This window comes from Metapseudomonas phytobenefica, assembly GCF_043392685.1.
In the GTDB taxonomy this organism is placed as follows: Bacteria; Pseudomonadota; Gammaproteobacteria; order Pseudomonadales; family Pseudomonadaceae; genus Metapseudomonas.
In genome coordinates this window covers 91,992-109,027 of sequence record NZ_JBHZGM010000014.1, presented here as the reverse complement: position 1 = coordinate 109,027, position 17,036 = coordinate 91,992, and the positions used below count along the sequence as shown (strand labels likewise).

The 17,036-nt window shown below is 63.8% G+C and carries 17 protein-coding genes; 10 read left to right on the top strand and 7 right to left on the bottom strand.

The window, feature by feature from the left end:
* Window positions 1-41: 41 nt before the first annotated feature.
* Window positions 42-800 (bottom strand): DeoR/GlpR family DNA-binding transcription regulator, encoded by a 759-nt coding sequence (locus ACFW0B_RS13480; protein ID WP_449148910.1) that lies wholly within the window; start codon window positions 798-800, stop codon window positions 42-44.
* Window positions 801-901: 101 nt separating this feature from the next.
* Between ACFW0B_RS13480 and ybaK the strand changes: the two genes are divergently transcribed.
* From ybaK to ACFW0B_RS13460, 4 genes are all read left to right on the top strand, one after another.
* Window positions 902-1,372, top strand: a complete 471-nt coding sequence (gene ybaK / locus ACFW0B_RS13475) for a Cys-tRNA(Pro) deacylase (RefSeq protein ID WP_449148908.1) — start codon at window positions 902-904, stop codon at window positions 1,370-1,372.
* 89 nt (window positions 1,373-1,461) lie between these two features.
* Window positions 1,462-2,949, top strand: a complete 1,488-nt coding sequence (gene glpK, locus ACFW0B_RS13470) for a glycerol kinase GlpK (protein ID WP_449148906.1) — start codon at window positions 1,462-1,464, stop codon at window positions 2,947-2,949.
* An 82-nt stretch (window positions 2,950-3,031) separates the two neighbouring features.
* The gene (locus ACFW0B_RS13465; RefSeq protein ID WP_449148904.1) at window positions 3,032-3,760 is read left to right on the top strand and encodes a substrate-binding periplasmic protein; all 729 of its coding nucleotides are present in this window, start codon (window positions 3,032-3,034) and stop codon (window positions 3,758-3,760) included.
* 99 nt (window positions 3,761-3,859) lie between these two features.
* A complete protein-coding gene (locus ACFW0B_RS13460) occupies window positions 3,860-4,642 on the top strand; it encodes a PhzF family phenazine biosynthesis protein (protein WP_449148902.1) in 783 nt (260 codons plus the stop codon).
* A gap of 93 nt (window positions 4,643-4,735) precedes the next feature.
* Here the strand turns inward: ACFW0B_RS13460 and ACFW0B_RS13455 are convergent, their stop codons facing one another.
* Window positions 4,736-5,845 carry an ABC transporter ATP-binding protein gene (locus ACFW0B_RS13455; protein WP_449148900.1) on the bottom strand — a complete coding sequence of 370 codons (1,110 nt, stop codon included), beginning with the start codon at window positions 5,843-5,845 and terminating at the stop codon, window positions 4,736-4,738.
* Complete coding sequence (gene argF, locus ACFW0B_RS13450) at window positions 5,842-6,759, bottom strand: ornithine carbamoyltransferase (RefSeq protein WP_449148898.1); 918 nt, start codon at window positions 6,757-6,759, stop codon at window positions 5,842-5,844. The genes ACFW0B_RS13455 and argF overlap by 4 nt, the downstream gene beginning before the upstream one ends.
* Before the next feature lie 675 nt (window positions 6,760-7,434).
* Here argF and ACFW0B_RS13445 point away from each other — a divergent pair.
* The 3 genes from ACFW0B_RS13445 (at window position 7,435) to grxD (ending at window position 10,537) form a co-directional block, all read left to right on the top strand.
* Window positions 7,435-7,872: a hypothetical protein gene (locus ACFW0B_RS13445; protein ID WP_449148896.1), complete on the top strand. Its 438-nt coding sequence runs from the start codon at window positions 7,435-7,437 to the stop codon at window positions 7,870-7,872.
* Window positions 7,873-8,008: 136 nt separating this feature from the next.
* Complete coding sequence (locus tag ACFW0B_RS13440; protein ID WP_449148894.1) at window positions 8,009-10,117, top strand: molybdopterin oxidoreductase family protein; 2,109 nt, start codon at window positions 8,009-8,011, stop codon at window positions 10,115-10,117.
* A 93-nt stretch (window positions 10,118-10,210) separates the two neighbouring features.
* The gene (gene grxD / locus ACFW0B_RS13435; protein WP_044870651.1) at window positions 10,211-10,537 is read left to right on the top strand and encodes a Grx4 family monothiol glutaredoxin; all 327 of its coding nucleotides are present in this window, start codon (window positions 10,211-10,213) and stop codon (window positions 10,535-10,537) included.
* Between the two features lie 250 nt (window positions 10,538-10,787).
* On the opposite strand, the gene bfr is transcribed toward grxD, so the two are convergent.
* Both bfr and ACFW0B_RS13425 read right to left on the bottom strand, forming a co-directional pair.
* On the bottom strand, window positions 10,788-11,258 hold the full coding sequence (bfr, locus tag ACFW0B_RS13430; RefSeq protein WP_449148891.1) for a bacterioferritin: 471 nt from the start codon (window positions 11,256-11,258) through the stop codon (window positions 10,788-10,790).
* A gap of 199 nt (window positions 11,259-11,457) precedes the next feature.
* Window positions 11,458-11,676 carry a bacterioferritin-associated ferredoxin gene (locus ACFW0B_RS13425; protein WP_449148889.1) on the bottom strand — a complete coding sequence of 73 codons (219 nt, stop codon included), beginning with the start codon at window positions 11,674-11,676 and terminating at the stop codon, window positions 11,458-11,460.
* A 283-nt stretch (window positions 11,677-11,959) separates the two neighbouring features.
* Between ACFW0B_RS13425 and ACFW0B_RS13420 the strand changes: the two genes are divergently transcribed.
* On the top strand, window positions 11,960-12,562 hold the full coding sequence (locus ACFW0B_RS13420) for a peroxiredoxin (RefSeq protein ID WP_449148887.1): 603 nt from the start codon (window positions 11,960-11,962) through the stop codon (window positions 12,560-12,562).
* A 217-nt stretch (window positions 12,563-12,779) separates the two neighbouring features.
* Here ACFW0B_RS13420 and rnt read toward each other — a convergent pair whose 3' ends face one another.
* Together rnt and pyrC are read right to left on the bottom strand one after the other, a co-directional pair.
* Window positions 12,780-13,454 carry a ribonuclease T gene (gene rnt / locus ACFW0B_RS13415; protein WP_449148885.1) on the bottom strand — a complete coding sequence of 225 codons (675 nt, stop codon included), beginning with the start codon at window positions 13,452-13,454 and terminating at the stop codon, window positions 12,780-12,782.
* Window positions 13,451-14,497: a dihydroorotase gene (pyrC, locus tag ACFW0B_RS13410; RefSeq protein WP_449148883.1), complete on the bottom strand. Its 1,047-nt coding sequence runs from the start codon at window positions 14,495-14,497 to the stop codon at window positions 13,451-13,453. Before pyrC ends, rnt begins: the two co-directional genes overlap by 4 nt.
* 167 nt (window positions 14,498-14,664) lie before the next feature.
* On the opposite strand from pyrC, the gene ACFW0B_RS13405 reads away from it, so the two are divergent.
* Both ACFW0B_RS13405 and ACFW0B_RS13400 read left to right on the top strand, forming a co-directional pair.
* The gene (locus ACFW0B_RS13405) at window positions 14,665-15,651 is read left to right on the top strand and encodes a flagellar protein MotY (RefSeq protein WP_449148881.1); all 987 of its coding nucleotides are present in this window, start codon (window positions 14,665-14,667) and stop codon (window positions 15,649-15,651) included.
* A gap of 129 nt (window positions 15,652-15,780) precedes the next feature.
* A complete protein-coding gene (locus ACFW0B_RS13400) occupies window positions 15,781-16,998 on the top strand; it encodes an argininosuccinate synthase (RefSeq protein ID WP_449148879.1) in 1,218 nt (405 codons plus the stop codon).
* Window positions 16,999-17,036: the final 38 nt, after the last annotated feature.

Below are 17,036 nucleotides of genomic sequence, written 5' to 3'. Positions count from 1 at the left end.
GCGCCAGGTGGTCATGGACAATTCATACAGGGGAGGTTGGGTCAGACCCGTTCGAGGTGCACCTTGTGCTCGGCCAGCAGGCGACTCAGCGCGGGGGAGGGCTGGTGGTCGGTGAACAGGCGGTCCACCAGGGCGATGGAGCCCAGGCGAACGAGGGCATTGCGGCCGAACTTGCTGGAGTCGGCGGCGAGGAAAACCTGCCGGGCGTTTTCGATGATGGCCCGGGAAACCCGCACTTCCTGGTAGTCGAAGTCCAGCAGGCTGCCGTCTTCATCGATGCCGCTGATGCCCACCAGCGCGTAGTCCACCTTGAACTGCTGGATGAAATCCACCGCCGCCTGGCCGACGATGCCGCCGTCGCTGCGCACCGTGCCGCCGGCCACCAGGACTTCGAAGTCCGGCTTGTCCGCCAGTTGCGCGGCCACGTGCAGGTTGTTGGTGATCACCTTCAGGCCCTTGTGGCCCATCAGGGCGCGGGCGATGGCTTCGGTGGTGGTGCCGATATTGATGAACAGCGAGGCATGGTCGGGGATGTACTCGGCCACCGCCTCGGCGATGCGCTGCTTCTCGTCGCGGTTCTGCCCGGCGCGCATGGCGTAGGCGGTGTTCTGAATGCTCGATGCCTCGCTGGCGGCGCCGCCGTGGGTGCGCCGCAGCAGGCCGTGTTCGGCGAGCTGGTTGATGTCGCGGCGGATGGTCTGCGGGGTGACGGCGAAGGCTTGGGCCAGCTCGTCGATGCTGACGTAGCCGCGTTCGCGGGCGAGGTCGAGGATGTCTTGTTGGCGCGGGCCCAGGTTCATGCTGGCTCCTTGTGTTGCGCGGGATTATAGCGGTGGGCTGTGGAATCATCGCTTTTCCGCTAAGGTACGCCGAATCTGTCGCAGGATTTTCACAATCGAACATGACTCCCGCCATCGATCTGCTGAAGAAAGCCAAGGCTGAGCACAAGGTGCACAGCTACCACCACGATCCCAAGGCGCCTTCCTACGGGCTGGAGGCCGCCGAAAAGCTCAACCTGGACCCGGCGCGGGTGTTCAAGACCTTGCTCGCCGCTACCGAGAAGGGCGAACTGCTGGTGGCCGTGGTCCCCGTGGCTGGCACCCTGGACCTCAAGGCCCTGGCCCAGGCCGCCGGCGTGAAGAAGGTCGAGATGGCCGACCCCGGCCAGGCCCAGCGCAGCACCGGTTACCTGGTGGGTGGCATCAGCCCTCTGGGGCAGAAGAAGCGCCTGCGCACCTTCATCGACGGCAGCGCCCGCAACTTCGACACCATCCACGTCAGCGCCGGCCGGCGCGGGCTGGAAGTGGAACTCTCGGCCGACACCCTGGCGACCCATACCCAGGGACATTTCGCCGACATCGGCCGGCCCTGATCAATCGCCCACGATCCGCCGTGCAGGCTTGGCGGGATGGGGGGCAGGCTCGAAACTGACAACAAGAACGCCAACAAGGAAAGATCCCCATGGCCCAATACCTGCTCGCCATCGACCAGGGCACCACCAGTAGCCGTGCCATCGTCTTCAGCGCCCAAGGTCTGCCGGTGGCGCGTGCTCAGCAGGAGTTCAAGCAGTATTTTCCCAAGGACGGCTGGGTGGAGCACGACGGCGAGGAAATCTGGCTGACCACCCTCAAGGTCTGCCGCGAAGCCATCGAGCAGAGCGGCCTCGACCCTGCCGATATCGCCGCCATCGGCATCACCAACCAGCGCGAGACCACCCTGGTCTGGGATGCGCTGACCGGCACGCCCATCCACCCGGCCATCGTCTGGCAGGACCGCCGCACCGCGGACTATTGCACCTCGCTCAAGGCCGCCGGCCACGAAGCGGATGTGGCCAATCGCACCGGCCTGCTGATCGACCCCTATTTCTCCGCCACCAAGCTGCGCTGGGTGCTGGAAAACGTGCCGGGCGCCCGTGAGCGTGCCGAGCGGGGCGAATTGCTCTTCGGCACTGTGGATTGCTTCCTGCTGTGGCGCCTGACCGGCGGCAAGGTGCATCGCACCGATGCCACCAACGCATCACGGACCCTGCTGTTCAACATCCATAGCCAGCAGTGGGACGCGGAACTGCTGCGCCTGTTCGAAATTCCCGCCAGCCTGCTGCCGGAGGTGCTGGATTGCGCGGCGGAGTTCGGCGATACCGACCCGGCACTGCTCGGCGCCAGTATTCCGGTACGCGGCATGGCGGGCGACCAGCAGGCAGCGTTGATCGGCCAGGCCTGCTTCCAGCCGGGAATGGTGAAGAGCACCTACGGCACCGGCTGCTTCATGATCCAGAACACCGGCGATCAACCTGTGGTTTCGCGCAACCGCCTGCTGACCACGGTGGGTTACCGCCTGAACGGCAAGGTGAGCTATGCAGTGGAAGGCAGCATTTTCGTCGCCGGCGCCGCTGTGCAGTGGCTGCGTGACGGCATCAAGCTGATCAGCCACGCCCGCGATACCGAGGCCCTGGCCGAACAGACCGGCGATGCCTGCGGTGTGTACCTGGTGCCGGCCTTCACCGGCCTCGGCGCGCCCTACTGGGACCCGCGCGCCCGCGGCGCCATCTTCGGCCTGACCCGCGATACCGGCATCAAGGAGATCGTCACCGCCGGGCTGCAATCGGTCTGTTACCAGACCCGCGACCTGCTGGAGGCGATGGCCCAGGACGGTGCCGACACACCCAGTGCCCTGCGCGTGGACGGCGGCATGGTGGAAAACAACTGGGTGATGCAGTTCCTTGCCGACATCCTCGGAGTGCCGGTGGAGCGCCCGGAAGTGACCGAAACCACTGCGTTGGGCGTGGCCTACCTCGCAGGCTTGCAGGCCGGGCTCTATCGCGATCTGGACGAAGTGGCCAGCCACTGGCATCGTCAACAACGCTTTGCCCCGCGCATGGCCGAAGCGCATCGCAAGAAGCTCTATGACGGCTGGCTGGATGCGGTCAGGCGGGTGCGTAGCGGGGCTTGAGGTTGCCATGGGGAAGGGAGGGGTAATGGGGAAAGGAAGGCTGAAACGCCGCTGGCAGCTTCTGGTGCTGTTGGCCGCTTCTTTGCTCTTTCCTTTGGCCCGCGCTGACACCCTGGTGATCGCCGGAGATATCTGGTGCCCCATCAATTGCCAGCCCGGTTCGCCACGGCCGGGCATCTTCGTTGAACTGGCAACGGAAATCTTCGGCGAGGCCGGCATCGATGTGGAATACCGCGTGGTGAACTGGGCCCGCGCCGTCCACGACGCCCGTGGCGGCCAGCTGCATGCCCTGATCGGCGCCGGTCTGCAGGACGCCCCCGACTTCATCTTCACGCCCACCGCGCCCGGCGTGTCACGCATGTGCTTCTACGTCGCCCCTGGAACCCGGTGGCGCTATCGGGGCCTGGAGTCCCTTGCCGAAGTCCGCCTGGGGAGCATCAACAGCTACAGCTACGGCCAGGAACTCGACACCTACATCCGCATCAAGCGCGACGACCCCGCGCGGGTGCAGGTGGCATCCGGTGACCAGGCCCTGGAAATGAACGTGCAAAAGGTTCTGCTGGGGCGCATCGACGCCACCATCGAGAATGCCTGGGTGATGGACTCGCTGCTTGCCAGCAGTGGACAGCAGGGCAAGCTGGTGAAGGCGGGGTGCCGCTCGCCGGACGTGCCTATCTACCTCGCATTCTCGCCGGCGCTGCAAGCCAGCGCGCGTCATGCCGCGGTGTTCGAGGCCGGACTCAAGCGCCTGCACGAGTCCGGGCGGATGAATGCGCTGCTGCAGCGCTATGGCCTGCCTCCACTAGACTGATCTGGCTGTACCAACGATGAATGCTGGCCGCTGTACGGCGCGCAGGGCGCTGATGGCTGGCAGGCTGGTTTCCCCACCCCGCTTCAAGAGGAGCTTGCGATGCAGCTGGAATTCCATCAGGTCGACGCCTTCACCCAACGCCCGTTCGGCGGCAACCCGGCTGTGGTCTATCGCCTCGACGCCTGGCTCGATGACCAGCTCATGCAACGCATCGCCGCCGAACACAACTTGTCGGAGACCGCTTTCCTGGTGAAGGAGGGCAGTGCCTGGCACATCCGCTGGTTCACCCCCAAGGCCGAGGTGCCGCTGTGCGGCCATGCCACCCTGGCCAGCGCCCATGTGCTGTTCGAGCTTTATCAGGAACCGGGCGACTGCCTGGAGTTCATGAGCAAGTCCGGTGAACTGCGGGTGAGCCGTGAGGAGGAGGGGCGCCTGGCTCTGGACTTCCCCGCCCAGGTTCCCCGCGAGGTAGGCGTGACCCTGGAACTGGAACATGCCCTCGGCGTTGCCCCGGTGGATGCCCTGGGCGCCAACTTCCTGCTGGTGGTGCTGGATTCGGAAAAGGCCGTGCGCGATTGCACGCCGGACTTCAAGGCACTGGCGAAACTTCCATGGTCGGGTGTGATCGTCACCGCGACGGGGATGAAACATGACTTCGTCTCGCGCTTTTTTGGCCCGGTGATCGGCATCGACGAAGACCCCGTGACCGGCGCGGCCCACTGCGCGCTGATCCCCTACTGGGCGAATCGTCTCGGCAAGCGCGTGCTGCGCGCCGAGCAATGTTCTGCGCGCAGCGGCGAACTCTGGTGCCGGCTCGACGGAGATCGGGTGAGCATCGCCGGGCATTCGGTGCTGGTGGCCAGTGGGAGGATGTGGCTGTAGGAGCGAGCTTGCTCGCGAAGGATCGTGCTCGGGCTGTTCGCGAGCAAGCTCGCTCCTACGGTCAGAACACCACCTTCTGCGAGCGTGAAGGTTTCAGAGTGCGCCGCTGATGCGGCGTACGCCGGATTCCTGGGGTGTGAAGTGGGCGGCGACGCTGCCCTGGGCCGGAAACACCACCAGGTGGTCGGCGGCGATGCGGATGCCGACTTCCTCCCCGGGCTGGTGGTCGGCATGGCTGGGGAAGATCGATTCCAGCTGGCTGCCGGTTGCCAGCTGCAGGCGGTAGAGCGTGGCGGCGCCGAGGAAGGTCTTGCCGATCACTTTGGCGCGCAGGTCGCTATCGGGCGCATGCACGATGTCATCCGGGCGTAGTAGCACGTCCACCGACGAGCCCTGCGGCCAGGTGTAGGCGCGGTTGCCGCGGATGGTGCCCAGTTCGGTGTTCACCGAATCGGCCGAAATCAGCTGGCCGCGAATGAAATACCCCTGGCCGACGAAGCTGGCGACGAAAGGGGTCAAGGGCTCGTGATAGAGGTTGTAGGGCGTATCCCACTGCTCCAGCAGGCCGTTCCTGAACACGCCGACATGGTCGCTGACCGCGAAGGCTTCTTCCTGGTCGTGGGTCACCAGGATGGCGCTGGTGCCGCGAGCCTTGAGGATCTCGCGGACCTCCTGGCTGAGGCGGCGGCGCAGTTCGCCGTCGAGGTTGGAGAAGGGTTCGTCGAGCAGCAGCAGGCGCGGCTCCGGCGCCAGCGCGCGGGCCAGCGATACGCGCTGCTGCTGGCCGCCGGACAGCTCGTGGGGATAGCGCTTGGCCAGATGGCCCAGCTTCACCAGCTCCAGCAGTTCGCCGACCTTGCTTTCGAAACCGGGCTCCTTGCGAATGCCAAAGGCGACGTTATCCGCCACGGTCAGGTGCGGGAACAGGGCGTAGTCCTGGAACACCATGCCGATGTGGCGTTTCTCCGGCGCCAGGGTGAAACCGGCACGGGAGATGATTTCGCCGGCCAGCTCGATCTCGCCCTCCAGCACCGGCTCGAAACCGGCAATGGCGCGCAAGGTGGTGGTCTTGCCGCAGCCCGATGGGCCGAGCAGGCAGCCGATGTCACCGGCATTGAGATGAAGGTTCAGGCCCCGCACAACCTGCTGGTCGTGGTAACCGCAACTGAGGTTGCGCAGGCTGAGGAGCAGTTCGCGATTCATGCGTGAGAGGCGTGTTCTACCAGCAGTTCGAGCAGGGCCTTCTGGGCATGGAGACGGTTTTCCGCCTGGTCCCAGGCTACCGAACGCGGGTCGTCGAGCAGGTCGACGCTGATCTCTTCGCCGCGGTGGGCCGGCAGGCAGTGCATGAAGATCACGTCCTCTGCGGCCAGGTCGAGGAGCGCCTTGTTCACCTGGTAGGGGGCGAACAGCGCCAGGCGCTTGGCGGTTTCATCTTCCTGGCCCATGGAGGTCCAGACGTCGGTGCTGACCAGGTGGGCGCCAACCACGGCTTCGCGCGGGTCACGTACGACCTTGACGCGGTCGCCGGCCTGGGCGAGGAACGCCGGATTGGGCTCGTAGCCTTCAGGGCAGGCGACGCGCAGCTGGAAGTCGAACTGGATGGCCGCCTCTATATAGGAGTTGCACATGTTGTTACCGTCGCCGATCCAGGCCACGGTCTTGCCCTGGATACTGCCGCGGTGTTCGAGGAAGGTCTGCATGTCGGCCAGGAGCTGGCAGGGGTGCAGGTCATCGGACAGGCCGTTGATCACCGGTACGCGGGAGTGGGCGGCGAACTCGGTCAGCGTGCTGTGGGCGAAGGTGCGGATCATCACTGCATCGAGCATGCGCGACATGACGATGGCGCTGTCGCTGATGGGCTCGCCACGGCCGAGCTGGGTGTCGCGCGGGGACAGGAAGATGGCCTGGCCGCCGAGCTGGATCATGCCGGCCTCGAAGGAAAGACGGGTCCGGGTGGAGGCCTTCTCGAAGATCATGCCCAGCACACGGCTTTTCAGAGGTTCGTAACGTACGCCTCGGTTGCGCAGATCCTTCAGCTCGGTGCCTCGACGGATCAGGCTGTTCAGCTCCTGGGGAGTGCAGTCCATCAGGGAGAGAAAATGCCTAGCGCTCATGGTTACTACCTTTCTTCTTTTGTCACTGGCCGCATGTCCTGGCCGGGTGTTGCGGGAACAAAGCAGGCGGGACGGGCGGTTGAGGCCGCACGTGGCGACGATTCAGGGGGAAGGCGCGATCTTATAAGGAAATGTCGCGCATTTCCAATATGCGCCGGAGGCCGCGTCGTTCGTGGCTATGCGCCTGACGGGGCGGCATCGGCCGGGGCCCTCCGGTGTCATCGGAAAGGCTGCTATAGCTTGCCTTTCGCGCCGGGGCGGATGTTGTACAACGACCTCGGGGGTGACGGCAATCACCCATTGCCCGGGATAGTTTCTACCCGGGTGCTTGGCCAAGCTGTTTCCACACGCAGGCAGGGATGAGAATGCGAACGGCTGGAACCGGTCCGGAACCCGTTCAGGACAATCCGGGAACCCGACGTTCTCTGTGGCTGGCCTATGCCTTGCGTCTGGTGGCCGCAATCGGGTCTGCCTGGTGGAGCCTACGTCCTGAGGTAATTCGGGGTGGAAACGGCGGGAAAGTATCTGAGAGAACTTTGGGAATGCATGAACTGATGCTCCAAGCCGTCCGTTGATAGGTTTGCGCGTCCCCGGAATCGAGTGGTTCCGGGGATGGCTCCGGCATATAGAAACCTGCGGAGCCGCTCAGACTTTCAACGATCCATGGAGATTCCAATGAATAAGTTCCTCGTCCCCGCTGCCCTGGCCGCCGCCCTCGCTGCCCTGACGGGTTGCAGCAGCTACAACGTCAGCCAGCCGACTTCGCCGCTGAACGGCAGCGTGAAAACTGATCTGAAGGCCGACGTCGCCGTGGGTGAGCAGATCAGCGGACAGTCCGAGGTGAACATCCTGTTCAGCTTCCTGCAGTTCGGTGGAGACTCCCAGTTCGCGGATGGCGTTGCCTATGGTGGCGACACTGGCGGTGGCCTGCCCTTCGGTCCCGATCCCATCTCCGCCGTGAAATCCGCCGCTGCTTACAAGGCCGTCAAGGAATCCGGTGCCGACCTGATCGTAGCGCCTCGCTACGAGCTGACCGTGCAGGACTACTTCGTGTTCAAGAAGGTGACCGCCAAGGTGACCGGCAACAAGGGCACCATCAAGTCCATCCGCTGACCGCGTTGGCGAATCGGCAGGCCTGATGCCTGCCGATTCATGGCGCTGACGCTGCTGGCCGATCGGCCAGACTGGCTCCATAGTCTTCTCTTGGCGACCCAACTGGTCGTCTCGAACAAGAACATGAGGCCAGGCCATGACCAAGACCCTCCATCACCGTGCGTGCCATCTCTGCGAGGCCATCTGCGGCCTGACCATCGAGACCGAAGACCAGGAAGACGGCAGTCGCCGCATCCTTTCCATCAAGGGCGACGCGCAGGACAACTTCAGTCGCGGCCATATCTGTCCCAAGGCCGTGGCCCTGCAGGACATCCAGAACGACCCCGACCGCATTCGCCAGCCAATGCGTCGTGCCGGCAATGAATGGCTACCCATCGAATGGGATGAAGCCTTCGCCCTGGTTGCCGAGCGCCTGGCCGATATCCAGGCGCGCCATGGCAACAACGCGGTGGCCGTGTATCAGGGCAACCCGAGCGTGCACAACTATGGGTTGATGACCCACAGCAACTACTTCCTCGGCCTGCTCAAGACCCGCGGGCGCTTCTCCGCTACTTCGGTTGACCAGCTGCCCCATCACCTGATCAGCCAGCAGATGTACGGCCATGGCCTGCTGATCCCGATCCCCGACATCGACCACACCGGCTTCATGCTGATCCTCGGCGGTAACCCGCTGGCCTCCAACGGCAGCATCATGACCGTGCCGGATGTGGAAAAACGCCTGAAGGCCCTGCAGGAGCGGGGCGGCAAGCTGGTGGTCGTGGACCCGCGACGCAGCGAAACCGCGGCCATGGCGGACCAGCACCTGTTCGTGCGTCCGGGGCAGGACGCCGCGCTGCTGCTCGGCCTGCTCAATACCTTGTTCGAAGAAGGTCTGGGGCGCGCCACCCACCTCCAGGTGGAGGGGCTGGAGCAGGTCCGGGCGGCCATCGCCGATTTCACCCCGGAAGCGATGAGCCAGCGCTGCGGCATCCCGGCGCAACAGATTCGCCAGCTGGCACGGGATTTCGCTGCGGCCGAGAGTGCAGTCTGCTATGGCCGCATGGGCGTTTCCACCCAGGCCTTCGGTAGCCTCTGCCAATGGCTGATCCAGCTCATCAACCTGGTCACCGGCAACCTCGATCGGGTCGGCGGCGCGCTCTGCACCGAGCCGGCGGTGGACCTGGTGTCCGCCACCTCCGGCGGGCATTTCAACCGCTGGCAGAGCCGTGTATCTGGTCTCCCTGAGTACGGCGGCGAGCTGCCGGTGGCGGCCCTGGCCGAAGAAATGCTCACGCCCGGCGAGGGGCAGGTGAGGGCGCTGGTAACGGTCGCCGGCAACCCGGTGCTGTCCACGCCCAACGGCCGCCAACTGGAACAGGCACTGGACGGCCTGGAGTTCATGCTCAGTATCGACCTCTACATCAACGAGACGACCCGTTACGCCGACCTGATCCTGCCGCCCACCGCGCCGCTGGAACACGAGCACTACGACACTACCTTCAACCTCTTCGCCGTGCGCAATGTCACCCGTTTCAACGAGGCCGTGCTGACCCCGCCCGCTGGGGCGAAACACGACTGGGAAATCTTCGTCGGCCTGGCCAGGGCTTTTGCCGCGCGAACCGGTATCGAGCTCAAGCCCAGCCTGGCACCGGAACAGATGATCGACCTTGGCCTGCGCGCCGGCCCTTATGGCGACCGCTCCGAGCACAAACTGTCGCTGGCGCGCCTGCGTGAACATCCCCACGGCATCGATCTGGGCGCGCTGAAACCCAACCTGGCCGGACGCCTGAAGACGACCAGCGGCAAGGTGGAGGCCGCCCCCGCGATCCTGCTGGGCGACCTCGATCGTTTTGCGGCGCAGACCGTACCCCGGGAGGGGCAATTGGTGCTGATCGGCCGCCGTCACGTACGCAGCAACAACTCCTGGATGCACAACTACCACCGTCTGGTGAAGGGCAAGCCGCGCCATCAGTTGCTGATGCACCCGAACGACCTGGAGGCGCGCGCTCTGGTGGATGGCCAGCGGGTCAGGGTGCGCTCGCGGGTGGGTGCGATCGAAGTGGAGGTGGTTGCCAGCGACGAGATGATGCCCGGCGTGGTCAGCCTGCCCCACGGCTGGGGTCATTCCCGCCCCGGGGTTCGCATGGGCATCGCCAGCGAGCAGCCCGGCGCCAGTGTCAACGACCTCACCGACGAGCGCCATCTGGACGCGGTTTCCGGCAATGCGGCGCTCAATGGCGTTCCCGTGGAAGTGGTGGCCGCCTGAAGGCATGGAGAGTCCGAGCGCACCGCTCGGCTTTCCGTTACAATGCCGCCATCCTGCCGACTCGCCAGTCGGAAAGTTCAGCCGAGGTGCCCAATGGATATCATCGAAACCATCAAAGAGCAGATCGCCAACAACACTGTCCTGCTGTACATGAAAGGCTCGCCGAACGCTCCGCAGTGCGGCTTCTCGGCTCGCGCCGCGCAGGTCCTCATGGCTTGTGGCGAAAAGTTCGCCTACGTGGACATCCTGCAGAACCCGGAAATCCGCGCCAACCTGCCGAAGTACGCCAACTGGCCGACTTTCCCGCAGCTCTGGGTAGGCGGTGAACTGGTTGGCGGCAGCGACATCATGACCGAGATGTTCGAGAAGGGTGAGCTGCAGACCCTGGTCAAGGATGCCGTGAGCAAGGCCAGCGCCTGATCCGTCATTCAATGAAAAAGCCCCGCCAAGTTCGGGGCTTTTTCATGGGAATGCGGAAACCGCTGGGGAACGCAAATCAGTCTTGTGCCTATCGGCGAAGTCGGTGCACGGAAAGCTGGTGGAAGTTTATGTCGGAAAGTTCTGTTTTATTTCCTGTCGCTATTTACCAATTGGAAATATTTCCGTTTTTCGTTATTGCAATGGAAAATAAAAAGCCCCGCAGTTGCGGGGCTCTTTCTATCGCGCTGGATTATTCGTCCATTTGCGACTGCAGGTAGTTTTCCAGGCCAACCTTCTCGATCAGGCCCAGTTGGGTTTCCAGCCAGTCGATGTGTTCTTCCTCGGATTCGAGGATCTCTTCCAGCAGTTCGCGGCTGCCGTAGTCGCCCACGCTTTCGCAGTAGGCAATGGCGGCTTTCAGGTCCGGCACCGCTTGCAGCTCCAGCTTCAGGTCGCTGGAAAGCATTTCCTTGGTGTTCTCGCCAATCATCAGCTTGCCAAGGTCCTGCAGATTGGGGAGGCCTTCGAGGAAGAGGATGCGCTTGACCAGCTTGTCCGCATGCTTCATCTCGTCGATGGACTCGTGGTATTCGTGATCCCCCAGTTTCTTCAGGCCCCAATCTTCATACATGCGGGCGTGCAGGAAGTACTGGTTGATCGCAACAAGTTCGTTGCCAAGGATCTTGTTGAGATGCTGAATGACTTTCTTGTCGCCTTTCATGTGGAGTCCTGCCGTAGGTGGGAGATTTTTGAATTTTGACCTTCGCAACTTGGTGTGTCAAATCTAAGTTGTTGAATTCAAAATGAATTTGAATATTAATAAGAATGTTTAACTTCTACATTTGAACTCTAAATAGTTGAAAAACAGGCACAAAAAAACCGGACGCCGAGGTCCGGTTTTTTGTCTTTCCGCCGAATGGTCAGGCGACGGCGTAGGCCGCGGGGTAGGCGAGGGCTGCTTGGCTGCTCTGTACCTCGGCGAGAGTCTCCTTGACCACCTGCTTGGCCAGGCACGCGCACTTGCCGCACTGGGTGCCTACTTCCAAGGCATTGCGTACTTCGCGATAGCTGCAGCAGCCTTCGTAGATGGCTTCGCGAATTTGACCGTCAGTGACACCTAGACAGAGACAGACGTACATGGCGACTTGGGACTCAGGTGAGTGATGGGATGCAGGGGATACTAATAGTAATGAGAATGATTGTCAAAGATATGCCTGAAACCCCCGGACCAGAGGCCTTTCCGCGCTCGCGGATGGCCATCCGCCGACATTGACCCGCTAGTCGAAAGCGGTGGGCGGGGCTCCCTACCGAGTGTATTATTGCCCGTCCTTTTGGAAGCGGGTGTCATGGCGCCGCCACATTGGTCGGCCAGGCTGTGACCCCGGCCCCACTGATTACTCATGACAACTCAGGAGACATGGAATGAGCGTTCTCGTAGGCAAGCAGGCTCCGGACTTCACCGTCGCCGCCGTTCTGGGCAATGGCGAAATCGTTGACAGCTTCACCCTGTCCGAAGCCATCAAGGGCAAATACGGCCTGGTGTTCTTCTACCCGCTGGACTTCACTTTCGTTTGCCCGTCCGAGCTGATCGCCCTGGACCACCGCATCCCCGAGTTCCAGGCTCGCGGCGTGGAAGTGATCGGCGTGTCCATCGACTCCCACTTCACCCACAACGCCTGGCGTAACACCCCGGTGGACAAGGGCGGCATCGGCCCGGTCAAGTACACCCTGGCTGCCGACATGAAGCACGAAATCGCCAAGGCCTACGACGTCGAGTCCGAAGGTGGCGTGGCTTACCGTGGCGCCTTCCTGATCGACAAGAACGGCATCGTGCGTTCCCAGATCGTCAACGACCTGCCGCTGGGCCGTAACATGGACGAGCTGCTGCGTCTGGTTGACGCCCTGCAGTTCACCGAAGAGCACGGCGAAGTCTGCCCGGCCAACTGGAAGAAGGGTGACAAGGGCATGACCGCTTCTCCGGAAGGTGTTGCCAAGTACCTGGCTGAAAACGCTTCCAGCCTGTAAGAGCCTGGCCACGATCTGCTGCGCGTCGGAATAGCTGCGTTGAAAATGGCCTCGGGCTGCTCATTTACAGCTCGTAAACTCCGCGTCCTCGGCCATTTTCGCCTTGCTCTTCTCTAGCTCGCGAGATCGTGACTCAGGCTACGGCCCCCAGGCACAAAAAAGCCCCGGCGATTGCCGGGGCTTTTTTGTGTCTGGCTCCTGCGAGTGACGTTCGAGGTCATTCCTCGTCGTCGATCCAGCCGCCCATCTCCTTCCAGCGGTTGACGATGCCGCAGAACAGCTCGGCGGTCTTCTCGGTGTCGTAACGCGCCGAGTGTGCTTCGCGGCCGTCGAAGTCGATGCCGGCGGCCTGGCAGGCCTTGGCCAGTACGGTCTGGCCGTAGGCGAGGCCGGCAAGCGTCGCGGTGTCGAAGCTGGAGAAGGGGTGGAAGGGATTGCGCTTGATGCCGGTCCGGTTCACCGCGGCATTGAGGAAGCCGAGGTCGAAGCTGGCGTTGTGGCCGACCAGGATGGCGCGTTTGCAGCCGTTGGCTTTGATCGACTTGCGCAGGCCGCGGAAGATTTCCGTCAGCGCGTGTTCCTCGCTCACCGCCATGCGCAGCGGGTGGTCCAGCTTGATCCCGGTGAACTCCAGCGCAGCCTGTTCGATGTTGGCGCCTTCGAACGGCTCGATGCGGAAGAAGTGAGTGTGGTCCGGATAGAGGAAGCCCTGTTCATCCATGGCGACGGTGGTCGCCGCGATTTCCAGCAGGGCGTCGGTGGCGGCGTTGAATCCGCCGGTTTCCACGTCCACCACGACCGGCAGGTAGCCACGGAAGCGCGCCGCCATCGGGTGGCGCGGGCCGGACGGCAGGCTGCCGTCCAGTTCGTCGTCGTAAAGGTCTTCGCTCACGCTTGCTCCTCCAGCAGACGCCAGCGCAGTTTCTCGCCGGCGCGCAGCGGTACTACGGCCTGCTCGCCCAGCGGCAGGGTGGCCGGGGCGGTCCATTCCTCGCGCACCAGGGTGATGCGGTCGGTGTTGCGCGGCAGACCGTAGAAGTCCGGCCCGTTGCAGCTGGCGAAGGCCTCGAGCTTGTCCAGTGCATTGCGCTGTTCGAAGGCTTCGGCGTACAGCTCGATGGCCGCATAGGCGCTGTAGCAGCCGGCGCAGCCGCAGGCGGCTTCCTTGGCGTGCTTGGCGTGGGGCGCCGAGTCGGTGCCGAGGAAGAACTTGGCGCTACCGCTGGTGGCGGCGTCCAGCAGGGCTTCCTGGTGCACGTTGCGCTTGAGGATCGGCAGGCAATAGAAGTGTGGGCGAATGCCGCCGACCAGCATGTGGTTGCGGTTGTACAGCAGGTGATGGGCGGTGATGGTGGCGCCGACGTTGGCCGGGGCCGACTGCACGAACTGCACCGCATCGCCGGTGGTGATGTGCTCGAACACCAGCTTCAGGGTCGGGAAGCGCTGGACCACGCGGGACAGGTGCTCGTCGATGAACACCTTCTCGCGGTCGAACACGTCGATCTCGCCACGGGTCACTTCACCGTGGACCAGCAGCAGCATGCCCACTTCGGCCATGGCTTCGAGGGTCGGGAAGATCTTGTCGATGCTGGTGACGCCGGAGTCCGAGTTGGTGGTGGCGCCGGCCGGGTAGAGCTTGGCGGCGTGGACGAAGCCGGAAGCCTTGGCCGCGCGGATGTCTTCCGCGGTGGTGCGATCGGTGAGGTAGAGCACCATCAGCGGCTCGAAGCGGCTGCCGGCCGGACGGGCAGCGAGGATGCGCTGGCGATAGGCGTCGGCTTCTTCGGCATTGCGCACCGGGGGCACCAGGTTGGGCATGATGATGGCGCGGCCGAAGGTGCGGGCGGCATCGGCGACGGTATGGGCCAGCACGGCACCATCGCGCAGATGGATGTGCCAGTCGTCGGGACGCAGGAGGGTCAAACGGTCGGACATGAGGGGTTTCCAGGCGGGCAGAACTGGGCCGCCATGCTACCGGAAAAGCCCTTCCGGGGCACGCAGGGCAGGAGCCGGCGGCAGCCTCGCAGGCAAATCCGTGCTCAAGTTTTTCCGCCTGGCACCGATATCCAGCAGGAACGCCGCAATTCCCCGTGGAGCCCGCCGTGCGCCAGCGCTATCTCGTCTTCCTGAGCTTGTTCGCCAGCCTGCCGGCCATGGCCATTACTTTCCAGACGCGCCTGGAGAAGGTGGAGTGGAAAGTCGAGGGGGACAAGTTCGAATGCCGCCTGTCGCAGCCCATCACCGGTTTCGGTGCGGGGGAATTCGTGCGCCGCGCCGGCGAGCAGGCCACCTTCCGCCTGCAGGCGCGCGAGCGCTGGATGGGCGCCGGCTCGGCGACGCTGCTGGCGGCGGCGGCGCCTTGGCAACCGGGGAGGGGAGACATCAACCTCGGTGTGGTCAGCGTCGGCGGCGGTGAAGTGCCGTTCAACAGTTCCCAGCAGCAGGCCGGGCGTCTGCTCACCGGCCTGCTGGAAGGGCGCAGCCCGCTGGTTCGTCACCGCACCCTGCAGGGCGGCGATGTCATGGAGGTGCGCCTGCTGCCGGTGAAGTTCAGCCAGGCCTACGAGGATTACCTGGCCTGCACCGCCAAGCTGCTGCCGGTGAACTTCGACCAGGTCAAGCATGTGCAGGTCGGCTTTCCGGGCGGTGGCATGGAGCTCGACGAGATGGCGCGGGCGAAGCTGGAAATCATGCTCGACTTCATCAAGGCCGATCCCAGCGTCAATCACATCGAAATCGACGGTCACTCCGACAACAGCGGCAACCGTCTGACCAACCGCGACCTGTCGCGCCGCCGCGCCCTGGCGGTGTTCGACTACTTCAAGGCCAATGGCTTCCCCGAAGCACAGATGGTCATGCGTTTCCATGGTGAGCGTTACCCGTTGGCGCCGAACAACAGCCCGGCCAACCGGGCGAAGAACCGTCGCGCCACTGTGCAGCTGTCCCGCGTCGACCTGCCCGTGGAAGCGCCTGCCGCCGCGCCGGATGCAGCGCCAGCCCCGGCTCCGGCGGAGGCGCCGGCCGCACCGGCCAGCGGGCCTGGTGTCCAGGGCGCTGCTGCCAATCCCTCGCCGCGAACCGGGTCGTGATCCCGCCGTTCGTCGCGCGGCTGACAGAAACTGTCGCCTCGTCGTCATAAGCTGTCGCGACACTGTAATTTGGCCGCCAGGGTCAGTAGAATCACGGGTTTTTCGTACAACCCCCGTGGAGTTGATGGCATGGCGGACGTGAAGAAGGTTGTCCTGGCTTATTCCGGTGGCCTGGACACCTCGGTGATCCTCAAGTGGCTGCAAGATACCTATAACTGTGAAGTGGTGACCTTCACCGCCGACCTCGGCCAGGGCGAGGAGGTCGAACCGGCCCGCGCCAAGGCTCAGGCATTGGGCGTCAAGGAAATCTACATCGATGACCTGCGCGAAGAATTCGTTCGCGACTTCGTATTCCCGATGTTCCGCGCCAACACCATCTATGAAGGCGAGTACCTGCTGGGTACCTCCATCGCCCGTCCGCTGATCGCCAAGCGCCTGATCGAAATCGCCAACGAGACCGGCGCCGACGCCATCTCCCACGGCGCCACCGGCAAGGGCAACGACCAGGTGCGCTTCGAGCTGGGCGCCTACGCCCTCAAGCCGGGCGTGAAAGTGATCGCCCCCTGGCGCGAGTGGGACCTGCTGTCCCGCGAGAAGCTGATGGACTACGCCGAGAAGCACGGTATCCCGATCGAGCGCCACGGCAAGAAGAAGTCCCCGTATTCCATGGATGCCAACCTGCTGCACATCTCCTATGAGGGCGGCGTGCTGGAAGACACCTGGACCGAGCACGAAGAGGACATGTGGCGCTGGACCAAGTCCCCGGAAGCCGCACCGAATACCCCGACCTACATCGAGCTGACCTACCGCGCGGGCGACATCGTCGCCATCGACGGCAAGGACATGACCCCGGCGCAGGTGCTGACCGAGCTGAACCGCATCGGCGGCGAGAACGGCATCGGCCGCCTCGACATCGTCGAGAACCGCTATGTCGGCATGAAATCCCGCGGCTGCTACGAGACCCCCGGCGGCACCATCATGCTCAAGGCCCACCGCGCCATCGAGTCCATCACCCTGGACCGCGAAGTGGCCCACCTGAAAGACGAGCTGATGCCCAAGTACGCCAGCCTGATCTATACCGGCTACTGGTGGAGCCCGGAGCGTCTGATGCTGCAGCAGATGATCGACGCCTCCCAGGTCAACGTGAACGGCGTGGTACGCCTGAAGCTGTACAAGGGCAACGTCATCGTGGTCGGCCGCAAGTCCGACGACTCCCTGTTCGACGCCAACATCGCCACCTTCGAGGACGATGCCGGCGCCTACAACCAGGCTGACGCTGCTGGCTTCATCAAGCTCAACGCCCTGCGCATGCGCATCGCCGCTGGCAAGGGTCGCAAGCTGTTCTGATAAGCTGAACGCCTGTGCCAGACGAACCCCGGCCACGA